Source organism: Pseudomonas sp. B16120 (genome assembly GCF_044218845.1).
Classification (GTDB): domain Bacteria; phylum Pseudomonadota; class Gammaproteobacteria; order Pseudomonadales; family Pseudomonadaceae; genus Aquipseudomonas; species Aquipseudomonas paracarnis.
This window is the reverse complement of record NZ_CP162588.1, coordinates 4,389,140-4,411,196: the sequence shown is the minus strand read 5'-3', so window position 1 is coordinate 4,411,196 and position 22,057 is coordinate 4,389,140. Positions and strand designations below refer to the sequence as shown.

Below are 22,057 nucleotides of genomic sequence, written 5' to 3'. Positions count from 1 at the left end.
TATTTCAGCTACCTCTACGAAACCCCCGCCGCGCTTGGACTTTGGTCTCTTTTGAAAAGTTGGTTCGCAAATTGCTTAAGCCTCCTCAGTACAGCGGTGGGCGGCAAGCGTCCGTCAGAAAGAGGATAGAGCGTGGACAAGTACCTTTATGTGGCAATGACCGGCGCCAGCCAGAATGCACTGGCGCAGAAGGCCCATGCCAACAATCTGGCGAACATTTCCACCAACGGTTTCCAGCGCGACCTGGAACAGGCGCGTTCGATGCCGGTGTTCGGTGACAGCTTTCCGGCGCGGGCGTTTGCCATGACCGAACGTCCGGCTACCGACTTTTCACCGGGCGCGATGATCGAAACCGGCCGCGACCTCGACGTGGCCGTCAGCGGCGACGGCTGGATGGCGGTGCAAACCCCGGATGGCGGCGAAGCCTACGTGCGCAGCGCCAGCATGAACGTGGATGCCTTGGGCGTGCTGCGGGCCGGCAACGGTATGCCGATCATGGGCAACGGTGGCCCGATTGCCGTGCCGCCCCAGCAGAAAATCGAAGTGGGTTCGGACGGCACCATCAGCATCCGTGCCATGGGCGAAGGCCCGCGGGTGATGGCGGAAGTGGACCGTATCAAGATGGTCCAGCCTGACCTCAAGAACATGACCAAGGGCCTGGACGGCACCATCCACACCAAGGATGGCCAGCCGGCCCAGGCCGACGCGAACGTGCGGCTGACCTCGGGTTTCCTGCAGGCGAGCAACGTCAATGCCGTGGAAGAAATGACCGCGGTGCTGGCGCTGGCCAAGCAGTTCGAGCTGCACATCAAGATGATGAACAGCGCTAAAGAAGACGACCAGGCCATGACGCGCGTCATGCAGATGAGCTGATTCAAGCCCACTAACTAATTTGCAACGCAGCGCCAACCATCCGGCGCACGAAGGAGAACAGCATGCTTCCGGCTCTATGGGTTGCCAAGACAGGCCTGTCCGCCCAGGACACCAACCTGACGACCATTTCCAACAACCTGGCAAACGTGTCGACCACGGGCTTCAAACGTGACCGCGCCGAGTTCCAGGACTTGCTCTATCAGATCAAGAAGCAACCGGGCGCCCAGTCGACCCAGGACAGCGAACTGCCGTCGGGCCTGCAACTGGGTACCGGTGTGCAGATCGTCGGCACCCAGAAAAACTTCAGCGCCGGTAACCTGCAGCAAACCGGCCAGCCCCTGGACATGGCGATCAATGGTCGCGGCTTTTTCCAGGTGCTGCAACCGGATGGCACCACTTCTTACACCCGTGACGGCACCTTCCACCTGGACTCCAACGGCCAGATCGTGACCGCCAACGGTTTCGCCCTGGAGCCTGCTGTCGTGGTGCCGCCCGACGCCAAGACCTTCACCGTCGGCAACGACGGCACCGTGTCCATCACCGTCGCTGGCAACCCAGCGTCCCAGGTGATCGGCAACCTGCAAACCGCCGACTTCATCAACCCGGCCGGCCTGCAGGCGATGGGCAACAACCTGTTCCTGGAAACCGCCTCCAGTGGCGCGCCGCAAATCGGCACCCCTGGCTTGAACGGCTTCGGCACCACGCTGCAAAGCACCCTGGAAACCTCCAACGTCAGCACCGTTGAGGAGATGGTCAACATGATCACCACCCAGCGCGCCTACGAGATGAACTCCAAGGTGATTTCCACCGCCGACCAGATGCTTTCGTTCGTTACGCAAAATCTGTAATCAGTCTATGGGGCGCCCTTGAGGGTGCCTGCAACACCGTGAGGTTAGGGTCATGAATCGCTATGTTTGTGTGTTGGCATTGAGTGGGATCGCCGTGCTTGCGGGCTGTGTCGCCCCCACGCCAAAGCCCAATGACCCGTACTACGCGCCGGTGTTGCCACGCACACCGCTGCCGGCGGCGGCCAACAATGGCTCGATCTACCAGGCTGGTTTCGAGCAGAACCTGTACAGCGACCGCAAGGCGTTCCGGGTCGGTGACATCATCACCATTACCCTGAATGAGAAGACCCAGGCCAGCAAGAACGCTAACTCGCAGATCGGCAAGAACAGCAAGACCAGCATCGGCCTGACCTCGCTGTTCGGCGGCGGCCTGAACACCAACAACCCGCTGGGCAGTGGTGACCTGAGCCTGGACGCCGGCTACAGCGGCGACCGTGCCACCAACGGCAAGAGCGCGGCAGGGCAGGGCAACAGCCTGACCGGTTCGATCACCGTGACCGTCGCCGACGTATTGCCCAACGGCATCATTGCCGTGCGTGGTGAAAAGTGGATGACCCTCAACACCGGCGACGAGTTGGTGCGCATCGCCGGCATGGTCCGCGCCGATGACATCTCCACCGACAACACCGTGCCGTCGACGCGCATTGCCGATGCACGCATTACCTACTCGGGCACCGGTTCGTTTGCCGATGCGAGCCAGCCGGGCTGGTTCGACCGCTTCTTCCTCAGCCCGCTGTTCCCTTTCTAGGTGGCCATTTTGAAGTTCAAACAGCTGATGGCGATGGCGCTCTTGTTGGCCTTGAGCGCTGTGGCCCAGGCCGAGCGCCTGAAGGACATCGCCAGTATTTCTGGCGTGCGCTCCAACCAGTTGATCGGCTATGGCCTGGTGGTGGGGCTCAACGGCACGGGTGACCAGACCACCCAGACGCCGTTCACCCTGCAAACCTTCAACAACATGCTCTCGCAGTTCGGCATCAAGGTACCGCCAGGCTCGGGCAACGTGCAGTTGAAGAACGTCGCAGCAGTGTCGATCAGCGCCGATCTGCCTGCGTTCGCCAAGCCGGGGCAGGTGGTGGATATCACCGTGTCGTCCATGGGTAACTCCAAGAGCCTGCGCGGCGGCACCTTGCTGATGACGCCGCTCAAAGGTATCGACGGCAATGTCTACGCCATCGCCCAGGGCAACCTGGTGGTCGGCGGTTTTGATGCCGAAGGCCGCGACGGCTCGAAGATCACCGTCAACGTGCCGTCGGCCGGGCGTATCCCCGGTGGCGCCACGGTTGAACGCACCGTGCCGAGTGGTTTCAACCAGGGCAACAGCCTGACCCTGAACCTCAACCGCTCCGACTTCACCACCGCCAAGCGCGTGGTCGACAAGATCAACGACATGCTCGGCCCTGGCGTGGCCCAGGCCATCGACGGCGGCTCGGTTCGCGTCACTGCGCCTTTGGACCCAAGCCAGCGTGTGGACTACCTGTCGATCCTGGAAAACCTTGAGGTGGACCCCGGCCAGGCCGTGGCCAAAGTCATCATCAACTCGCGCACCGGCACCATCGTGATCGGCCAGAACGTCAAGGTTTCGCCAGCGGCGGTGACCCACGGCAGTCTGACGGTGACCATCACCGAAGACCCGATCGTCAGCCAGCCTGGGCCGTTGTCCGGTGGCCAGACGGCCGTGGTCCCGCGCTCGCGCGTCAATGCCCAGCAAGAAGCCAAGCCGATGTTCAAGTTCGGCCCCGGCACCACCCTGGACGAGATTGTCCGTGCGGTGAACCAGGTGGGCGCTGCGCCCGGCGACTTGATGGCGATCCTCGAAGCTTTGAAGCAGGCCGGCGCGTTGCAAGCCGACCTGATCGTGATCTGAGGCCATGGCCATGGATATGCGCAAGAGCGGTATCAGCAGCACGGCGGACTCGGGGTCTTACTCCGACCTGAACCGGCTTAACCAGCTCAAGGTCGGTGCCGACAAAAACAGCGAAGGCAACCTGCGCAAAGTGGCGCAGGAATTCGAGTCGCTGTTTTTGAACGAGATGCTCAAGTCCATGCGTTCGGCCACCGAGGCCCTGGGCAAGGACAACCCGCTGAACACCCCGGCCGCCAAGCAATACCAGGAAATGTACGACCAGCAATTGGCGGTGTCGATGTCCCGCGAAGGCGGTGGTATCGGCCTGGCCGATGTGCTGATGCGCCAGATGCAGAAGAACAAGCCGGTGGAGGCCCAGGCCGCCACCTTGCAAGGCCCGGCGGCGGATGCGCCGGTGAAGAAAGTCGATGTGCCGACCGAGATTGCCGCCGGTACCCAGGCCGAAGGCCCGTTGGGCCGCTCCAATGGCCAGCGGCCTTTGTGGGCGTATCGCGTGGCCGTGCCTGAGGGCGCCAGCACCCATGCCAACGACATGGAACTGATGAACCAGCGCCGTATCGCCTTGCCCAGCAAGCTGGCCGACCGACTGCTGGCGGGCATCGTGCCGAACGCTCCGGTCGAAGCCAAAGCCGCGCCCCTGCGTAACAGCGCTGCCGACGACACGGTCATCAACAGCAGCGCGCGTAGCTTTGCCGTGCCGAGCGGGCGCATGCAGGTGTATGGCCGCGCTATTGCGCAGCCACCGCTGGCGCCGGCCAAGAAAGCCTTCAGCTCCCAGGATGAATTCGTCGCCACTATGCTGCCGATGGCCAAGGCCGCCGCCGCACGTATCGGTATCGACCCCAAATATCTCGTGGCCCAGGCCGCGCTGGAAACCGGCTGGGGCAAATCGGTGATGCGCGCCGAGGACGGCAGTAGCAGCCACAACCTGTTCGGCATCAAGGCTGGCCAGAGCTGGCAGGGCGGTCAGGCCCGGGCGATCACCAGCGAGTTTCGCGATGGTGCGATGGTCAAGGAAACGGCGCAGTTCCGTTCCTACAGCTCGTATCAGGACAGCTTCCACGACCTCGTGACTTTGCTGCAAAGCCATGATCGCTATAAAGAAGTTGTGAAATCAGCCGACAACCCGGAACAGTTTGTACGCGAGTTGCAAAAAGCCGGTTATGCAACCGACCCGGATTACGCCAGCAAGATTTCGCAGATCGCAAAAAACATGAACAGTTACCAGAACTACGCTGCCGCTGGCGCAACCACACATTTATAAGGTCTGAACCATGAGTTTGCTCAGTATCGGGATGTCAGGGCTCAATGCCGCTCAAGGATCGTTGTCGGTCTTGAGTAATAACATCGCCAACGTGAATACCCCAGGGTACTCGCGTCAGCAGACCACGCAAAATACCAACGCATCAAACCCGTTCGGCGGCGTGTACATCGGCAGCGGCACCACCCTGGCCGATGTGCGCCGGGTGTACAACGAGTACCTGGACACCGCTTACCAGAACAGCACGGCGCTCAATAACGACGCCAAGGCGTACCTGGACCAGGTGGGGGCCGTCGACAAAGTGCTGTCGGACAAAACCACCGGTCTGTCCTCAGTGCTCAGTTCGTTCTTCGCCACCCTGCAAACCGCCGCGTCCAACCCCAGCGACCTGTCGGCCCGCCAATTGCTGGTGACCAACGCCCAGACCCTGAGCAGCCGTTTCAACTCGATCTCCACGCAGTTGACCCAGCAGAAAGAGACCATCAACAACCAACTGAGCAGCATGAGTGATCAGGTCAACCAATTGACCGCCTCGATTGCCTCGCTTAACCAGCAGATCTCCCAGGCCCAGGGCAGCTCCAATAGCGCCCCAGCCAACCTGCTGGACTCGCGTAACGAGGCAGTACGCTCGCTCAATGAGTTGATCGGTGTCACGGCCACCGAGAAAAACGGCCAGTTCAGCGTGACCACCGGCAGCGGCCAGTCCCTGGTAGAGGGCGGGATCTCCAACAAGATTTCCGCGGCACCAAGCAAAACCGATAACAGCCAGTACACCATCCAGTTGGACATGAACGGCACCAGCCTAGACCTGGGCTCGGTGATCAGCGGCGGCAGCATCGGTGGCCTGTTGCGCTATCGCAGCGATGCCTTGATGCCGGCCATCAATGAGCTGGGGCGTATCGCCATTGCCACCGCGGACACGCTCAACAGCCAACTGGGCCAGGGCCTGGACCTCAATGGTGACTTTGGCGTTTCGCTGTTCAAAGACATCAACAGCGCGGCCGCCATTGCCTCGCGCAGCCAGGGTGCCTCGGGCAACAGCGCCGGCGCGGGCAACCTGAACGTGACGATCAAGGACAGCAGTCAGTTGTCCACGTTTGACTACACCGTGACCTTCAGCGACAAGACCGATCCTAACAAAATCACGGTGTTGCGCTCGGACGGCAAGGCCATGGGCACCTTTGACATGAGCGCTACACCGCCGCCGACCCTGGATGGTTTCACCCTGGCGCTGGACGGCAAGGGCACCATGGCGTTTGGCGACAGCTTCAAGGTCAGCCCCACCGCCACGGGCGCCAGCGGTATTGGCGTGGCGCTCACCGATGCGAACAAGCTGGCGTTTGCCGGCCCGTTGGCAGGTACCAGCAGCAAGACCAACAGTGGCACGGGCACCTTTACCCAGCCGGCCTTGACAGTGCCTTTGGATATCCATGGCGGCACTGACACTGCCCAGTTGCGCGCCGGTATTGAAAACTCGATGCCGGTGAAGATGGTGTTCGGCAAGCCTGCCGCCGACGGTACGCAGTCCTATACCATCAGCGATTCCAAGGGCAACCCGATTAGCACCGGCTCGATCATTCCGGGGCAGGGCAACAAAATCACCGTGGACGTGCCAATGCGCGACGCCAGCGGTGCCGCCATTCCCGGCAAGAGCTTCAAGTTCGACACCACCGTCAACGGCTCCCCGGCAGACGGCGACAGCACCACCTTCGCCTTCAACAGTGGCGGCAAATCCGACGGTCGCAACGCCCAGGAACTGCTGAACCTGCAAACCAAGGCCACCGTCGGTATGGGCGAGGGCAACGCGGGCACCAGCCTGGTGGGTGCCAACAGCAAGCTGGTCTCGACCGTGGGTGCCAAGGCCAGCCAGGCCGGGGTCGACACCGCCGCCACCGGTGCGTTGCTCAGCGCCAACAAGGAAGCACGCAACTCGGTATCCGGGGTCAACCTGGATGATGAAGCGGGCGACATGATCAAGTTCCAGCAGTACTACACCGCGTCGTCGCAGATCATCAAGGCTGCGCAGGAAACCTTCACCACACTGATGAATGCTCTTTAAGGGAGGCTGGGACGATGCGTATTTCTACACAGCAGTATTTCGAGACCAGCTCTGCCAAGTACCAGAGCAACTATTCCAGCGTGGTCAAGGCCCAGGACCAGGCCAGCTCCGGCGTGCGCGTGCAAACCGCCGCAGATGATCCGGTGGCGGCGGCGCGGTTGTTGATGCTGCAGCAGCAGAAAGACATGCTGGCGCAGTTCAATGGCAACATCGACACCCTGAAAAACTCGCTGACCACCCAGGACGGCGTGCTGGAAAATATCAATATCGCGATTCAACGGGCCAGTGAGTTGGCGCTCAAGGCGGGTAACGTCGGCATCAGCGACGCTGACCGCAAGTCGACGGCCGCCGAGATTGGCGCCATTGAAGACCAGATCCTGGGCCTGCTCAATACCAAGGACGCCAGCGGCAATTACTTGTTCTCCGGCAGCAAGACCGATACGCCGCCCTACGCCCGCAACAATGACGGCACCTACAGTTACCAGGGCGATGACACGCCGTTGAGCCTGCAGATCGCAGAGAACCTGTCGGTTGCCATGGGCAATACCGCCAAGAGCATGCTTGAAAGCTCAGCGAATACGGGCCGTACGCAAACCGCGCCGATCCTCGTGCCGCCAGCGGTCGACGATGGCAAGGTCACCGTATCTGCCGGGCTGATCGCGGCCAACAGCAGCTATAACAGCAGCTTTTCCGATGGTCAGCCGTATAAGCTGACCTTCACCAGCAGCACCCAATACGTGGTCACGGACAATGCTGGCAAGGACATCACTTCGGAGATTCCAGGCAACGGCACTTTCGATGCCACCAAGGAAGGCGGCTCGACTATCAACCTGCGCGGGGTCAAGTTCGACATTGGCTTGAACCTGGGCAAAGACGCACTGGGCAAAGACATACTGCCAGGCGCGCCGTCGGACGCCATCGTCAAGGATCGCGAGTTCAGCCTGTCGGTCAAGCCGGACACCTTCAGCGTTTCGCGCACCCCGAGCAATCCGTCCACCGCGCAACTGAGCGGCGGCACGGTGAGCGATCCGGCGGCGTACGCCAGCACCTTTCCCAACTCGGGCGTGATCGTGAAGTTCGGTGCCGCCGGCGCCTATGACCTGTATGCCCAGCCGTATAGCGCAGACAGCAAATCCATCGCCAGTGGCACCCTGGCGGCCGGCGCCACCACCATCACGGCGGCAGGGGTGACCTTTGATGTCACCACCGCACCGGCACCGGCAGCCGGCGACCAGTTTGCGATCAGTGCCACCAGCAACAAGAACGAGAACGTCCTCGACACCCTGAGCCATCTGCGCAAAATCCTGGAAACGCCGTCAGACGGCAACCCGGCAGCGCAGAAGGAACTCAAGGATGTGGTGGCCAAGTCCATTGGCAACCTGACCAATGCCTACGGCCAGATCGACCAGGCGCGTGGCTCCCTGGGCGCGCGCCTCAATGGCCTGGACATTCAGTCCAAGGAAAACGTCAGCCTGGACCTGGCCAATACCACCACCATGAATGCCCTGGGCAATGTCGACTTCGCCGAAGCCGCCATCAACCTGAGCTTGCAACAAACCATGTTGCAGGCCTCGCAGTTGGCCTTCGTGAAAATCTCGCAGTTGAGCCTGTTCAACAAGATGTAAACGGCGTTCAGTCAAGCGGCCCGCTCTGGAAACAGGGCGGGCCGTTGTCGTTTCGGGGGCTTAATTGTTGAAACGTTTTGCATAAACCACGCAAAATTGAGTGACCTGTGAGTCATAAAGCGCATCTTCACTGTATCGTGTGAAAAGGATAAGTCGTCACAGGGCCTTCATCGGGCGGCTTTCAGCGGGATTTTTATGGGGTTATCCCCTTTATTGTCAGCACTTCCGGCATAGCCCGAGGGGTGTTCTCCAGCTATTTAGTATTGGGAAGCCACAATGATTGGCATAAAAAGCATCGCCAGTTACGTGCCGGCGGACGGGATCGATAACTACGCCCAGGGTGCCAAGTTCGCCAAGGATGAAGAGTTCATCATCGGCAAGATCGGCTCGGCGTTCCTGCCGCGCAAGGAAGCGGCACAGGAAACCTCGGATCTGTGTGTCGAGGCGGTCAACGCCTTGTTTGCCAACAACCCGCAATTGAAGCGCGAATCCATCGACGCGCTGATCGTCGTCACCCAGAACGGCGATGAAGAGGGCCTGCCTCACACCGCCGCCATCGTGCAGGACAAACTGGGCCTGCCCACTCACGTGGCCGCCTTCGACATTTCCCTGGGCTGCTCCGGCTACGTCTACGGCATCTACGCGATGAAAGGCTTCATGGAAGCCGCGGGCCTGAAAAACGGCCTGCTGATCACCGCCGACCCGTATTCCAAGATTGTCGACCCGGAAGACCGCAACACCACCATGCTGTTCGGCGATGCCGCCACCGCCACCTGGATGGGCGAGGACGCGCCATGGCTGCTGGGCAAATCCAAGTTCGGCACCGACGGTTCCGGCGCACCGCACCTGAAGGTCAGCGACGGCGTGTTCTTCATGAACGGCCGCCAGGTGTTCAACTTCGCCTTGCTCAAGGTGCCTGCGCACTTGCACGAGCTGCTCAAAGAGTCGGACCTCAAGGCCGATGACATCGATGCGTTCTGCATCCACCAGGGCAGCGCGGCCATCGTCGACGCCGTGGCGCGCCGTTTTGAAGAAGCGCCGGTGGACAAGTTCATCAAGGACATGGTCGAGACCGGCAACACCGTGTCGTCGAGCATCCCGCTGCTGCTGGAAAAGCACGTGATGGACGCCACCTGGAAGCGCGTGGCAATCAGCGGCTTTGGCGTGGGCCTGTCGTGGGGCTCGGCGATTCTCTATCGTCCGTGATGCTTTAGCGGCTGCACAAAAAACGCCGATGATCGAATGATCATCGGCGTTTTTTTATTGGCGCCAGAAAAGCCAATGAAACCGGGCTTCTGCGCCTGCATAAGCCCTTGAAATACAAGGGCTGGCACAGGGCTACTAAAAAAAATCAAAAAAATCCTCAAGCAACCGGCTACCACGACGATAACTATTACGTAGGTTCTCTAGGCCACACCCGGCGGTCGCCAGGGCCGGAAGCCGCAGTATCCAAACCACGAGGATTTCGTCATGGCATTATCAGTAAACACCAACATCACCTCCCTGGGTGTCCAGAAGAACCTGAACAAAGCTTCCGACGCTCTGAGCCAGTCGATGAACCGTCTGTCCTCCGGCCTGAAAATCAACAGCGCCAAAGACGACGCTGCCGGCATGCAGATCGCTAACCGTCTGAACAACCAGGTCAAAGGTCTGAACGTTGCCATCGCCAACGCCAACAACGGCGTGTCGATTGCCCAGACCGCTGAAGGCGCGATGCAAGAATCCACCAACACCCTGCAGCGTCTGCGTGAACTCGCCCTGCAAGCGGCCAACGGTGATAAAAGCGACGCTGACCGTGTTTCCCTGCAGCAGGAATTCACCGCTAAAGTGGGCGAGCTGAACCGTATCGCCAGCACCACCACCTTCGGTGGTCGTAACCTGCTGGACGGCTCGTTCAGCAACGTAGCGTTCCAGATCGGCGCCAACGCCAACGAGACTATCTCGTTCGGTATGACCGATATCAGCTCGACTGCGCTGAAAGGTAACTACAAAGAAGCGGCTGTAGATGGCACTGCAATGACAGGTTTGGCTGCTACCGCTACTGGCACTAACATCGGTACAAAAGCCTCGATATCCGGCACGCCTTTGGCCGCAGGTACGCTGACAACCGATAAAATTAACATCAACGGTGTGGATATTGCGCTGACAACGGCTGATACCACTTCTGCTTTGGACGCTGGTGTTGCTGCTGCTGCTGAAATCAACAAGCAAACTGCCAAAACGGGCGTATCAGCAACCGCTGATGCTACTTCAGGTAAGTTGACCCTGAACTCAAAAAGCAGTTTCACCATCGCTGACGCTAGTGGTAGTGCTGGCGCTCTCGATAAGCTCGGCGTGACGCCACCGGCTGCTGGTGCGCCGGTTGCAGCAGTAGCGATTGACAAAACTACCGTATTGGGTACCGCTGGTTCCATTACTGTTAACGGCAGCGCAGTGACTTGGGATGACACTAAAACAGTTACCGAAATCATGGATCTGGTTAAAGCAAAAGCTGGTGCTGATGCTACTGCAGAATTTAAAGACGGCCGTATTGTTTTGACTTCTGGCGAAGGTAAGGACATCAAGCTGGCCAATACTACTAGCGGTTCGTTGTCGCAGTTGGGCCTGTCAGCTGGCACCTCCCAAGCCAAGCTGACGGCTGACACCTCCATCGACGTAAACGGTGTTGAAGTAAAGTTCAAAAAAGGTGATACCGCTGACGCAGTTGTAGCTTCGATCAACAGCGCGAGCACCGGTGTTCAAGCCAGCAAAAACGCTGATGGCACCCTGAACCTGTTCGCTGACAAAGACATCACCATCAAGGACGGTAGCGCCGGTACTGGCCTGAAAGCCCTGGGTCTGGAAGATGTTGCCACTGCCGGCACCAAAACCGCCGTCACCATGGAAACCAGCGTTTCCGACCTGAGCATCCTGTCTGCCGCTTCTTCGCAGCAGGCCATCCAGGCTCTGGACGATGCCATGCAGCAGATCGACAGCCAGCGTTCGCAGCTGGGTGCCGTACAAAACCGCTTCGCCAGCACCGTGGCCAACCTGCAGAGCATTTCGCAGAACTCCTCCGCTGCCAAAGGCCGCGTAGAAGACGCTGACTTCGCTTCTGAAGCCGCTGAGCTGACCAAGCAACAAACCCTGCAACAGGCTTCCACTGCGATCCTGTCCCAGGCCAACCAACTGCCATCGTCTGTTCTGAAGCTGCTTCAGTAATAGCGCTAGCGGTTAAATAACGGGAGGGTGCGTTTAACAACGTGCCCTTCCGTTTTTTCAGTTTGGAGGTGGTGACATGGACATGAGCATCAAGCTGACCTCGTCTTACCCCGCAGCCACGGCCCCGGCCAACCTTGGCGCAGTGGTGGCCCAGGCCAAGCCTGTGGCCAGCAATGAGCCGATCAAAAGTGAAGAGCCGCAGCGCGTGGCGCTGGAAAAGGCTGTTACCGATATGCGTGAGTTTGTGCAGGCTTCACAGCGCAACCTGGATTTTTCCATCGATGACTCTACCGGCAAGGTAGTGGTCAAGGTGATCGCCACTGACAGTGGTGAAGTGATTCGACAGATTCCATCGGAGACCGCGCTGAAATTGGCGCAGAACCTGAGCGATGCCGGCAGCCTGCTGTTTGATAGCAAGGCTTGAGTTGGCACGAAACATGTTTCTGATTGCGGTCTAGGCGTATAAGCGCCAAAAAACGGCCGCTGCAGGACAAGGAGAATGGCAAATGGCTAGTTCAACGATTTCCGGCCCAGGTTCGGGCTACGACACCCAAGCAATCGTCAAGGCGCTGGTAGGTGCCGAGCAGGCGCCCAAGCAGGCTCAGATCACCAACGAGCAGAAGAAGGCCACCGTGCAGTTGTCTGCCGTGGGCTCGGTCAAGACGGCGTTGGAAGCCTACCAGGCGGCGATCACCAAGTTGAACAATGCCTCGGCCTTCAACGGGCTGGCGGCGACTTCTTCGGAAGAGAAAAACGCCAAGGTCACCCTGACCGACGGTGCGTCCAGCGGCAAATACCTGTTGAAGATCGCCAACCTTGCGACCGCCTCGAAAGTCACCACGGCGGTGAATGCGGACGGCGCGTCGGGCAAGGCCAACAGCACGGACGAAGACCAGACGCTGACCATCAACCAGTCGGGCAAAAGCTACGACGTGGTGATCCCAGGCGGCGCGACCTTGCAACAGGTGCGCGAGTCGATCAATACCCAGCTCTCGTCCCAAGGCATCAGTGCCAACGTACTGAGTGACTCTAATGGCGCGCGTCTGGTATTGACTTCGACCACCATGGGCGAGGGCACCGACATCACCCTCAGCGGTGATTCGCAGCTGGCTGTCGGCTACGACAAAGGCAAGGCGCCGACCAACGCCAAGTACTCCATTGATGGCATTGAAATGTCATCGAACAGCAACAAGATCACCTCGGCGATCAGCGGCGTGACCCTGGACCTGTTGGACACGGTAGACATCACCAAGCCGACCACCATCACCGTGGCCAGCAACACCGATACCTTGAAAACCTCGGTGCAGTCCTTCGTCAGCGCCTACAACACGCTGATGACGGCGATCAACACCCAAACCAAGGTCACTGCAACCGGTGATGCCTCCACCACCACCGCAGGTGCGTTGACCGGCGATGCGTCGATGCGTCAATTGGTGAACAGCCTGCGTTCCGAATTGGTCAACGGCTCCGGCGCGGGCACCATGACCAGCCTGGCGCAGATGGGCATCACCACTGACCAGAAAACCGGCCTGCTGAGCCTGGATGACAAAACCTGGGACAAGGCCGTGGTCAAGGGCGCTGGCGACATTGCCAAGCTGTTCACCGGCGACACGGGCTTGATCACCCGCATGAACAAGGCGACCAACAGCTACGTCGGCACTACCGGCACCCTGGCGACACGTGCCACCGATCTCAACAACAAGTTGACCGACTTGACCAAAGAGACCGACGACCTGACGCGGCGCATGGATGCCTTGCAGAAGTCCCTGACCGCCAAGTACACGGCGATGGACACCATGATCGCGCAGATCAACGCCAGCAGCTCCAGCATCCTGACCACCCTCAACTCGCTGAACAATCCTAAGTCGAACTGATGAGCGGTGCGCGCCAGGGCCCTGTCCAGGGGCCCTCGCGCAGGGTGCTGGATTAAAGTTTTTATCGCCGTGGTCGAAAAACTGGTTAAGCAAACCTATTCGATTGTCGCCAGTAACGAGGTAGCAACATGAACCCGATGAGAGCCCTTCGCCAGTACCAGAAGGTCAATGCCCACGCTCAGGTCTCCGAAGCCAGCCCGCACCGCCTGGTGCAGATGCTGATGGAAGGTGGCCTGGATCGCATGGCCCAGGCCAAGGGGGCGTTGAGTCGCGGGGACATTGCGCAAAAAGGCCTGATGCTGGGCAAGGCGATCGAAATCATTTCGGGCCTGCGCGATGGCCTGGAGCCTGAGAAAGCCGAAGATCCGGCCGCGATCCAGCGTCTGGATGCCCTGTATAACTACATGGGCAATCGCCTGGTCGAGGCGAACCAAGTCAATGATGTCGAGATGATCGACGAAGTCGCCCGCCTGCTGATCACCGTCAAGACCGGCTGGGATGCCATCGCTCCACAATAAGGCCGATTGCCTTGAGGTACACATCATGAGCCACGCACTGCAACGCATCGACGAAACCCGCGAAGCCCTTCTCGGCGCGCTGGCTGAGCGCAATTGGGAAGCCGTGGGCGAGTTGGACCTGGGTTGCCGCGCGGTGATTGATGAGGTGCTCAGTGAGGCACCGGTAGACGAGGGCGCATTGCGCGAGAAGCTGGAAAGTTTGTTGGTGGTGTACCAGCAGTTGCTGGAGGTGACGACCGGCGAACGCCAGGCGATTTTCGAAGAGATGTCGCAGATCAACCAAGCGAAAAATGCGTCAAAGGTTTACCATCTGTTCGGTTGAACGGGCGCAGTTAATCCGAACGGCGCGTCATATATTTGACTGTGCCAGCATTTTTGACTTAACTAGTGCTGTTTTCAGATTTCAGACGTCTAGAAGGTAAGAAATCTTACAGACGTCTAGATTGCCCTCATTCCGGGGCAGGAAGTTTTACTAGGGAAGTTGCTATTGCATGTGGCGTGAAACCAAAATTCTGCTGATCGATGACGATAGCGTCCGCCGCCGCGATTTAGCGGTGATTTTAAATTTTCTTGGTGAAGAAAATTTACCCTGCGGCAGCCACGATTGGCAGCAGGCGGTCAGCTCGTTGTCGTCGAGCCGTGAAGTCATTTGCGTATTGATCGGGACGGTAAACGCTCCTGGCGCAGTTCTGGGCCTGTTAAAGACACTGTCTACCTGGGATGAGTTCCTTCCGGTGTTGCTAATGGGCGATATTTCTTCCGTGGACCTGCCGGAAGACCAGCGCCGCCGTGTGTTGTCCAACCTGGAAATGCCGCCCAGCTACAGCAAATTGCTCGATTCCCTGCACCGCGCCCAGGTCTATCGCGAGATGTACGACCAGGCCCGCGAGCGCGGCCGTCACCGTGAGCCCAACCTGTTTCGCAGCCTCGTCGGTACCAGCCGCGCCATCCAGCATGTGCGCCAGATGATGCAGCAAGTGGCCGACACCGACGCCAGCGTGCTGATCCTCGGCGAGTCGGGCACCGGCAAGGAAGTGGTCGCGCGCAACCTGCACTATCACTCCAAGCGTCGCGACGGGCCCTTTGTGCCGGTCAACTGCGGGGCGATCCCGGCAGAGCTGCTGGAAAGCGAATTGTTCGGCCACGAGAAGGGCGCCTTTACCGGGGCGATCACTAGCCGTGCCGGGCGTTTTGAGCTGGCCAATGGCGGCACTCTGTTCCTCGACGAAATCGGCGACATGCCGTTGCCGATGCAGGTCAAGCTGCTGCGCGTATTGCAGGAGCGCACCTTCGAGCGCGTGGGCAGCAACAAGACCCAGAGCGTGGACGTGCGCATCATTGCCGCCACCCACAAGAACCTCGAAAGCATGATCGAGGTCGGCAGCTTCCGCGAAGACCTGTACTACCGCCTCAACGTATTCCCTATCGAGATGGCCCCGCTGCGCGAGCGCGTGGAAGACATCCCGCTGTTGATGAACGAACTGATCTCGCGCATGGAGCACGAAAAGCGCGGCTCCATTCGCTTCAACTCCGCGGCAATCATGTCCCTGTGCCGCCACGGCTGGCCGGGCAACGTGCGCGAGCTGGCCAACCTAGTGGAGCGCATGGCGATCATGCACCCGTACGGGGTGATCGGCGTGGTCGAACTGCCGAAGAAATTCCGCTACGTCGACGACGAAGACGAACAGATGGACAGCCTGCGCAGCGATATGGAAGAGCGCGTGGCGATCAACGGCCATACGCCGGACTTCGGCGCCACCGCGATGTTGCCGCCCGAAGGCCTAGACCTTAAGGACTACCTCGGCAACCTCGAACAAGGGTTGATCCAGCAGGCCCTGGACGATGCCCATGGCATCGTGGCCCGCGCCGCCGAGCGCCTGCGTATCCGTCGCACCACCCTGGTGGAGAAGATGCGCAAGTACGGTATGAGCCGCAAAGAAGGTGATGAACAGGCGGATGATTGACGCCTGTTTTTCAACTATTTGATTTATAGGGTAGATTTTTTTCGGCACGGGTATTGCTACAGCCCTCGCAACGTTCCGTTTAACTGACGGTCAGCCAAGCGAGAGAGCATCATGCCCCACGCCGCCCAACTATCTTCGGCCCCTGCCATCCAGGGGCTGGTTTCGCCTGTAGAACCGCCGACCCGCCAGGGCCTGGAGCGCGCGTTCTCGCAGTTCAATCAGATGTCGAGCCAGCTGACCGACTCCTACAGCCTGCTTGAGGCCCGGGTTTCCGAGCTTAAAGGCGAACTGGCGGTGGTCAGCGCCCAGCGCATGCAAGAGCTGGCCGAGAAAGAGCGCCTGGCCAACCGCCTGCAAAACCTGCTGGACCTGTTGCCCGGTGGCGTAATCGTCATCGATGACCAGGGCCGCGTGCGCGAAGCCAACCCGGCAGCCTGTGATCTGCTCGGCCTGCCGCTGGAAGGCGAGCTGTGGCGTGAAGTCATCACCCGCTGTTTTGCCCCCCGTGAAGACGACGGCCACGAAGTCTCCCTCAAGGACGGGCGTCGGCTGTCCATCGCGACCCGTTCCCTGGACGCCGAGCCGGGCCAGCTTGTGTTGCTCAATGACCTGACAGAAACCCGGCACCTGCAAGATCAACTGGCGCGCCATGAGCGGCTGTCGTCCCTGGGGCGAATGGTCGCTTCCTTGGCCCATCAGATTCGTACGCCGTTGTCGGCGGCATTGATCTACGCCAGCCATTTGACTGACGAGCAATTACCGGCGGCCACCCACCAACGCTTTGCCGGGCGCCTCAAGGAGCGCCTGCATGAGTTGGAGCACCAAGTGCGCGACATGCTGGTGTTTGCCCGTGGCGAACTGCCGCTGACCGATCGCGTTACACCTGCCGGCTTGATGCAGTCCCTGCAAGCGGCAGCGGCGATCCATGTGCAGGAGGCCAACCTGCGCTGGCAGTGCGACAGCCATCAGGGCGAATTGCTGTGCAACCGCGACACCCTGGTGGGCGCGCTGCTCAACCTGATCGAAAACGCCACCCAGGCCAGTGGCCCCGGGGCGCGCCTGAAAGTGCACCTGTACACCCGCGGGCAAACCCTGCGCCTGTGCGTCAGCGACAGCGGCAGCGGTATCGCCCCGCAGGTGCTGCAACGTCTGGGCGAGCCGTTTTTTACCACCAAGACCAACGGCACTGGCCTGGGCCTGACTGTGGTCAAGGCAGTGGCCCGCGCCCATCAGGGACAATTGCAGCTGCGTTCCCGCCTGGGGCGTGGCACCTGTGCATTGATGACCTTGCCGCTGTTTTCCAGCGCGGCAAGCGCGGAGTAAGAGGATGATGGCTATCAAGGTTTTATTGGTGGAAGACGATCGCGCCCTGCGTGAAGCATTGGCTGACACGCTGCTGCTGGCGGGCCATGACTACCGTGCGGTCGGCTCTGCCGAGGAAGCCTTGGAGGCGGTCGAACAGGAGGCCTTCAGTCTGGTGGTCAGCGACGTCAACATGCCCGGCATGGACGGCCATCAATTGCTCGGCCTGCTGCGGGTGCGCCAGCCGCAGCTGCCGGTGCTGCTGATGACCGCCCATGGCGCGGTGGAGCGGGCGGTGGATGCTATGCGTCAGGGCGCGGCGGATTACCTGGTCAAACCGTTCGAGCCCAAGGCGCTGATCGAGCTGGTGGCCCGACATGCTCTGGGCGTAGCGTCGGCGGGCGAGGGCGATGGCCCGATTGCCTTTGAGCCGGCCAGCGCGCAATTGCTGGAACTGGCCGCGCGGGTGGCGCGCAGTGATTCCACTGTGTTGATTTCCGGTGAATCCGGTACCGGTAAAGAAGTGCTGGCGCGCTACATCCACCAGCAGTCCAGCCGCGCCCAGCAACCGTTCATTGCGATCAACTGCGCGGCGATCCCCGACAACATGCTCGAAGCGACCTTGTTTGGTCATGAAAAGGGCTCGTTCACCGGCGCCATCGCGGCCCAGGCCGGCAAGTTCGAACAGGCCGACGGCGGCACCATCCTGCTCGACGAAATTTCGGAAATGCCCCTGGGCCTGCAAGCCAAGTTGCTGCGCGTATTGCAGGAACGTGAGGTGGAGCGCGTGGGCGCGCGCAAGCCGATCCAGCTGGATATTCGCGTGGTTGCCACCACCAACCGCGACCTGGCGGGCGAAGTGGCGGCGGGGCGCTTCCGTGAGGACCTGTTCTACCGGTTGTCGGTGTTCCCGCTGGCCTGGCGCCCATTGCGTGAGCGCCCGGCGGATATCATCCCCTTGGCCGAGCGCCTACTGAACAACCACGTCAAAAAAATGAAGCATGCCCAGGCGCGGTTGTCGCCCGAGGCCCAGGCGTGCCTGGTCAATTACCCATGGCCGGGCAACGTGCGCGAGCTGGACAATGCCATCCAGCGTGCGCTGATTTTGCAGCAGGGCGGCTTGATCCAGCCGCAGGATTTCTGCCTGGCCATGGGCACTGGCGCTGCGCCGTTGCCGAGCCTGGCTCCGGCTCCAGTGGTCGCCGAGGCGGAATCGGCAGGCGCCCTGGGTGATGACCTGCGCCGCCGTGAATTTCAGATGATCATCGACACCCTGCGCGCCGAGCGCGGCCGTCGCAAAGAAGCGGCCGAGCGCCTGGGCATCAGCCCGCGCACCTTGCGCTACAAGCTGGCGCAGATGCGCGACGCCGGTATGGATGTGGAAGCGTATCTTTTCGCCACATGACCGGTAACAAGTTCGACAAGCTTTGTCGCCTTTTCTTACGAGTTGTCACAGAGCTGGCACCCTTGTTGCTACCACCCCTAGTAACCGCTGCGTAGTGTCAAAAAATTGCGGGTCGTCGGAGAGAGAAGGTCATGAGCCAGGGTATTGAGTTCAATCGGTTGATGTTGGATATGCGCGCCATGCAAATGGACGCCATGGCTCAACCGAAATCCGTCGCGCCAGCGCCGGAATTGGGCCAAAGCAATTTTGCCGACATGCTCGGTCAGGCAATCAATAAAGTCAGTGATACCCAGCAGGCGTCCAGCCAGTTGGCGACGGCTTTCGAGATCGGTAAAAGCGGCGTGGACCTCACCGATGTGATGGTCGCCTCGCAAAAGGCCAGTGTGTCCTTCCAGGCCTTGACCCAAGTGCGTAACAAGCTGGTTCAGGCGTATCAAGACATCATGCAGATGCCGGTTTAAGGACGAGATTTAAGTCATGGCTGAAGCAGTCTCCGACAACCTCCCCGCCAAGGCCGACGGCAAACCGCCGTTGTTTGGCCTGTCGTTCCTGGAAAACCTCTCGGAAATGACCATGCTGCGTCAGGTGGGCCTGATGGTGGGCCTGGCAGCCAGCGTGGCGATTGGTTTTGCCGTGGTGCTGTGGTCGCAGCAACCCGATTACCGCCCCCTGTACGGCAGCCTGTCGGGCATGGATTCCAAGCAGATCATGGAAACCCTCGCCGCCGCCGACATCGCCTACACCGTGGAGCCCAACTCAGGTGCCTTGCTGGTCAAGGCTGACGACGTCGCCCGCGCACGCATGAAATTGGCCGCCGCTGGTGTGGCGCCGTCCGACAGCAACATCGGCTTCGAGATCCTCGACAAAGACCAGGGCCTGGGCACCAGCCAGTTCATGGAAGCCACCCGTTATCGCCGTGGCCTGGAAGGCGAACTGGCGCGCACCATTTCCAGCCTCAATAACGTCAAGGCCGCCCGTGTGCACCTGGCGATTCCGAAAAGCTCGGTGTTCGTGCGTGACGAACGCAAGCCCAGCGCCTCGGTCTTGGTCGAACTCTTCGCCGGCCGCTCCCTGGAGCCTGGCCAGGTACTGGCGATCGTCAACCTGGTGGCAACCAGTGTTCCCGAATTGAGCAAGTCGCAAATCACCGTGGTGGACCAGAAGGGCAACCTGCTGTCCGACATGGCCGAAAACTCCGCGCTGACCCAGGCCGGCAAGCAGTTCGACTACAGTCGCCGCATGGAAAGCATGCTCACCCAGCGCGTGCACAACATCCTGCAACCGGTACTGGGCAACGACCGCTACAAGGCTGAAGTCTCCGCCGATGTGGATTTCAGCGCCGTCGAGTCCACCTCCGAGCAGTTCAACCCGGACCAGCCAGCGTTGCGCAGCGAGCAGTCCACCAGCGAACAACGCACCGCCAGCAATGGCCCCCAAGGTGTGCCGGGCGCCCTGAGCAACCAGCCACCCGCGCCGGCCTCGGCACCGCAGACCACCGGTGGCGCTGCCGCCACGGCGGGCGCGATCCAGCCTGGCCAGCCATTGCTGGACGCCAACGGCCAGCAGATCATGGACCCGGCCACCGGCCAGCCGATGCTTGCGCCGTACCCTGCTGACAAGCGTAACCAGTCCACCAAGAACTTCGAACTGGACCGTTCCATCAGCCACACCAAGCAGCAACAGGGCAAGATCAATCGTCTGTCGGTGTCGGTGGTGGTCGATGACCAGGTCAAGGTCAACCCGGCAGACGGCGCGGTGACCCGTGCGCCGTGGACGGCTGACGAACTGGCCCGTTTCACCCGCCTGGTGCAGGACGCCGTTGGCTTCGACGCCAGCCGTGGCGACAGCGTCAGCGTGATCAACATGCCGTTCTCCGCCGAGCGCGGTGAAGTGATCGCTGACCCTGCGTTCTACACCCAGCCGTGGTTCTGGGACATCGTCAAGCAAGTGCTGGGCGTGTTGTTCATCCTGGTGCTGGTGTTTGGTGTACTGCGCCCGGTGCTCAACAACATCACCGGTGGCGGCAAGAAGCAACTGGCACTGGCCGGTGGCGACGTCGAGTTGGGTGGCATGGGCGGCCTGGACGGCGAACTGGCCAACGACCGCGTCAGCCTTGGCGGCCCGCAAAGCATCCTGTTGCCAAGCCCGAGCGAAGGCTATGACGCTCAGTTGAACGCAATCAAGAGTCTGGTGGCAGAAGACCCGGGCCGTGTGGCTCAGGTCGTGAAAGAGTGGATTAACGCTGATGAATGATCGAGCCGCTGTGGCCAAGCTGTCCCGGGTCGACAAAGCCGCTGTGTTGCTGCTGTCCCTGGGTGAAACCGACGCTGCCCAAGTGCTGCGCCACATGGGCCCCAAAGAGGTCCAGCGTGTCGGCGTGGCCATGGCGCAGATGCGCAATGTGCACCGCGAGCAAGTCGAGCAGGTGATGAGCGAGTTCGTCGAGATCGTCGGCGACCAGACCAGCCTGGGCGTCGGCTCCGACAGCTACATTCGCAAGATGCTCACCTCGGCCCTGGGCGAAGACAAGGCCAACGGCCTGATCGACCGCATCCTGCTGGGCGGCAACACCAGCGGCCTGGACAGCCTCAAGTGGATGGAACCGCGGGCAGTGGCCGACGTGATCCGCTATGAGCACCCGCAGATCCAGGCGATCGTGGTGGCCTATCTGGACCCGGACCAGGCCGGTGAAGTGCTCGGCCACTTCGACCATAAAGTGCGCCTGGACATCATCCTGCGTGTGTCATCGTTGAACACCGTGCAGCCGGCGGCGCTCAAAGAACTCAACACCATTCTGGAGAAGCAGTTCTCCGGCAATTCCAACGCCTCGCGCACCACCCTGGGTGGCATCAAGCGCGCAGCCGACATCATGAACTTCCTCGACAGCTCGGTCGAAGGCCAGTTGATGGACTCGATCCGCGAGATCGACGACACCCTGTCCGGCCAGATCGAAGACCTGATGTTCGTGTTCAACAACCTGGCCGATGTCGACGACCGTGGCATCCAGGCGCTGCTGCGCGAAGTTTCCTCGGACGTGCTGGTGCTGGCGCTCAAGGGCTCGGACGAAAACGTCAAAGAAAAGATCTTCAAGAACATGTCCAAGCGCGCCTCGGAGCTGTTGCGCGACGACCTGGAAGCCAAGGGCCCGGTGCGCGTCAGCGACGTGGAAACCGCCCAGAAGGAAATCCTCACCATTGCCCGCCGTATGGCCGAAGCCGGAGAAATCGTTCTCGGCGGGAAGGGCGGCGAAGAAATGATCTAAG

Annotated in this window: 19 protein-coding genes; all 19 read left to right on the top strand. The window is 60.5% G+C overall.

Features of this window, described 5'->3' with window-relative positions; all coding sequences use genetic code 11:
- Positions 1–132: 132 nt before the first annotated feature.
- The 19 genes from AB4P90_RS20555 (at position 133) to fliG (ending at position 22,056) form a co-directional block, all read left to right on the top strand.
- Complete coding sequence (locus AB4P90_RS20555; RefSeq protein WP_003192988.1) at positions 133–873, top strand: flagellar basal body rod protein FlgF; 741 nt, start codon at positions 133–135, stop codon at positions 871–873.
- Between the two features lie 62 nt (positions 874–935).
- On the top strand, positions 936–1,721 hold the full coding sequence (gene flgG / locus AB4P90_RS20550; protein ID WP_003192986.1) for a flagellar basal-body rod protein FlgG: 786 nt from the start codon (positions 936–938) through the stop codon (positions 1,719–1,721).
- 52 nt (positions 1,722–1,773) lie between these two features.
- The gene (gene flgH / locus AB4P90_RS20545) at positions 1,774–2,469 is read left to right on the top strand and encodes a flagellar basal body L-ring protein FlgH (RefSeq protein WP_014719364.1); all 696 of its coding nucleotides are present in this window, start codon (positions 1,774–1,776) and stop codon (positions 2,467–2,469) included.
- 6 nt (positions 2,470–2,475) lie between these two features.
- Positions 2,476–3,585, top strand: a complete 1,110-nt coding sequence (locus AB4P90_RS20540; RefSeq protein WP_161793221.1) for a flagellar basal body P-ring protein FlgI — start codon at positions 2,476–2,478, stop codon at positions 3,583–3,585.
- Between the two features lie 4 nt (positions 3,586–3,589).
- Positions 3,590–4,849 (top strand): flagellar assembly peptidoglycan hydrolase FlgJ, encoded by a 1,260-nt coding sequence (flgJ, locus tag AB4P90_RS20535; RefSeq protein WP_032902465.1) that lies wholly within the window; start codon positions 3,590–3,592, stop codon positions 4,847–4,849.
- Positions 4,850–4,859: 10 nt separating this feature from the next.
- Positions 4,860–6,905 carry a flagellar hook-associated protein FlgK gene (gene flgK, locus AB4P90_RS20530; protein WP_060767637.1) on the top strand — a complete coding sequence of 682 codons (2,046 nt, stop codon included), beginning with the start codon at positions 4,860–4,862 and terminating at the stop codon, positions 6,903–6,905.
- Positions 6,906–6,919: 14 nt separating this feature from the next.
- Positions 6,920–8,530 carry a flagellar hook-associated protein 3 gene (locus AB4P90_RS20525; RefSeq protein WP_014719360.1) on the top strand — a complete coding sequence of 537 codons (1,611 nt, stop codon included), beginning with the start codon at positions 6,920–6,922 and terminating at the stop codon, positions 8,528–8,530.
- A 276-nt stretch (positions 8,531–8,806) separates the two neighbouring features.
- Positions 8,807–9,736, top strand: a complete 930-nt coding sequence (locus tag AB4P90_RS20520) for a ketoacyl-ACP synthase III (RefSeq protein WP_014719359.1) — start codon at positions 8,807–8,809, stop codon at positions 9,734–9,736.
- Positions 9,737–10,000: 264 nt separating this feature from the next.
- Positions 10,001–11,731 carry a flagellin gene (locus AB4P90_RS20515; RefSeq protein WP_395605340.1) on the top strand — a complete coding sequence of 577 codons (1,731 nt, stop codon included), beginning with the start codon at positions 10,001–10,003 and terminating at the stop codon, positions 11,729–11,731.
- A gap of 76 nt (positions 11,732–11,807) precedes the next feature.
- On the top strand, positions 11,808–12,155 hold the full coding sequence (locus AB4P90_RS20510) for a flagellar protein FlaG (protein WP_395605339.1): 348 nt from the start codon (positions 11,808–11,810) through the stop codon (positions 12,153–12,155).
- Between the two features lie 82 nt (positions 12,156–12,237).
- A complete protein-coding gene (gene fliD, locus AB4P90_RS20505) occupies positions 12,238–13,605 on the top strand; it encodes a flagellar filament capping protein FliD (protein ID WP_014719356.1) in 1,368 nt (455 codons plus the stop codon).
- Between the two features lie 128 nt (positions 13,606–13,733).
- Complete coding sequence (gene fliS, locus AB4P90_RS20500) at positions 13,734–14,123, top strand: flagellar export chaperone FliS (protein ID WP_057023033.1); 390 nt, start codon at positions 13,734–13,736, stop codon at positions 14,121–14,123.
- A gap of 25 nt (positions 14,124–14,148) precedes the next feature.
- Positions 14,149–14,445 (top strand): hypothetical protein, encoded by a 297-nt coding sequence (locus AB4P90_RS20495; protein ID WP_014719354.1) that lies wholly within the window; start codon positions 14,149–14,151, stop codon positions 14,443–14,445.
- A gap of 169 nt (positions 14,446–14,614) precedes the next feature.
- Positions 14,615–16,087, top strand: coding sequence for a sigma-54 dependent transcriptional regulator (locus AB4P90_RS20490; RefSeq protein WP_003192966.1), 1,473 nt, complete (start codon positions 14,615–14,617; stop codon positions 16,085–16,087).
- A 111-nt stretch (positions 16,088–16,198) separates the two neighbouring features.
- Complete coding sequence (locus tag AB4P90_RS20485; protein ID WP_014719353.1) at positions 16,199–17,410, top strand: PAS domain-containing sensor histidine kinase; 1,212 nt, start codon at positions 16,199–16,201, stop codon at positions 17,408–17,410.
- Between the two features lie 7 nt (positions 17,411–17,417).
- Positions 17,418–18,794, top strand: a complete 1,377-nt coding sequence (locus tag AB4P90_RS20480; RefSeq protein ID WP_019818386.1) for a sigma-54 dependent transcriptional regulator — start codon at positions 17,418–17,420, stop codon at positions 18,792–18,794.
- Between the two features lie 131 nt (positions 18,795–18,925).
- On the top strand, positions 18,926–19,255 hold the full coding sequence (gene fliE, locus AB4P90_RS20475) for a flagellar hook-basal body complex protein FliE (RefSeq protein ID WP_003192959.1): 330 nt from the start codon (positions 18,926–18,928) through the stop codon (positions 19,253–19,255).
- A gap of 16 nt (positions 19,256–19,271) precedes the next feature.
- Positions 19,272–21,047: a flagellar basal-body MS-ring/collar protein FliF gene (gene fliF, locus AB4P90_RS20470; protein ID WP_014719351.1), complete on the top strand. Its 1,776-nt coding sequence runs from the start codon at positions 19,272–19,274 to the stop codon at positions 21,045–21,047.
- Complete coding sequence (gene fliG, locus AB4P90_RS20465) at positions 21,040–22,056, top strand: flagellar motor switch protein FliG (RefSeq protein ID WP_003192957.1); 1,017 nt, start codon at positions 21,040–21,042, stop codon at positions 22,054–22,056. Before fliF ends, fliG begins: the two co-directional genes overlap by 8 nt.
- Position 22,057: the final 1 nt, after the last annotated feature.

What these genes read in the sequence shown, in the direction of transcription:
- fliE (WP_003192959.1), top strand. Translation starts at nt 18,926, where the DNA reads ATGAGCCAGGGTATTGAGTTCAATCGGTTGATGTTGGATATGCGCGCC.
- AB4P90_RS20520 (WP_014719359.1), top strand. Translation starts at nt 8,807, where the DNA reads ATGATTGGCATAAAAAGCATCGCCAGTTACGTGCCGGCGGACGGGATC.
- fliD (WP_014719356.1), top strand. Translation starts at nt 12,238, where the DNA reads ATGGCTAGTTCAACGATTTCCGGCCCAGGTTCGGGCTACGACACCCAA.
- AB4P90_RS20510 (WP_395605339.1), top strand. Translation starts at nt 11,808, where the DNA reads ATGGACATGAGCATCAAGCTGACCTCGTCTTACCCCGCAGCCACGGCC.
- flgJ (WP_032902465.1), top strand. Translation starts at nt 3,590, where the DNA reads ATGGCCATGGATATGCGCAAGAGCGGTATCAGCAGCACGGCGGACTCG.
- flgG (WP_003192986.1), top strand. Translation starts at nt 936, where the DNA reads ATGCTTCCGGCTCTATGGGTTGCCAAGACAGGCCTGTCCGCCCAGGAC.
- fliF (WP_014719351.1), top strand. Translation starts at nt 19,272, where the DNA reads ATGGCTGAAGCAGTCTCCGACAACCTCCCCGCCAAGGCCGACGGCAAA.
- fliS (WP_057023033.1), top strand. Translation starts at nt 13,734, where the DNA reads ATGAACCCGATGAGAGCCCTTCGCCAGTACCAGAAGGTCAATGCCCAC.
- flgK (WP_060767637.1), top strand. Translation starts at nt 4,860, where the DNA reads ATGAGTTTGCTCAGTATCGGGATGTCAGGGCTCAATGCCGCTCAAGGA.
- AB4P90_RS20515 (WP_395605340.1), top strand. Translation starts at nt 10,001, where the DNA reads ATGGCATTATCAGTAAACACCAACATCACCTCCCTGGGTGTCCAGAAG.
- AB4P90_RS20495 (WP_014719354.1), top strand. Translation starts at nt 14,149, where the DNA reads ATGAGCCACGCACTGCAACGCATCGACGAAACCCGCGAAGCCCTTCTC.
- fliG (WP_003192957.1), top strand. Translation starts at nt 21,040, where the DNA reads ATGAATGATCGAGCCGCTGTGGCCAAGCTGTCCCGGGTCGACAAAGCC.
- flgH (WP_014719364.1), top strand. Translation starts at nt 1,774, where the DNA reads ATGAATCGCTATGTTTGTGTGTTGGCATTGAGTGGGATCGCCGTGCTT.
- AB4P90_RS20480 (WP_019818386.1), top strand. Translation starts at nt 17,418, where the DNA reads ATGGCTATCAAGGTTTTATTGGTGGAAGACGATCGCGCCCTGCGTGAA.
- AB4P90_RS20485 (WP_014719353.1), top strand. Translation starts at nt 16,199, where the DNA reads ATGCCCCACGCCGCCCAACTATCTTCGGCCCCTGCCATCCAGGGGCTG.
- AB4P90_RS20490 (WP_003192966.1), top strand. Translation starts at nt 14,615, where the DNA reads ATGTGGCGTGAAACCAAAATTCTGCTGATCGATGACGATAGCGTCCGC.
- AB4P90_RS20525 (WP_014719360.1), top strand. Translation starts at nt 6,920, where the DNA reads ATGCGTATTTCTACACAGCAGTATTTCGAGACCAGCTCTGCCAAGTAC.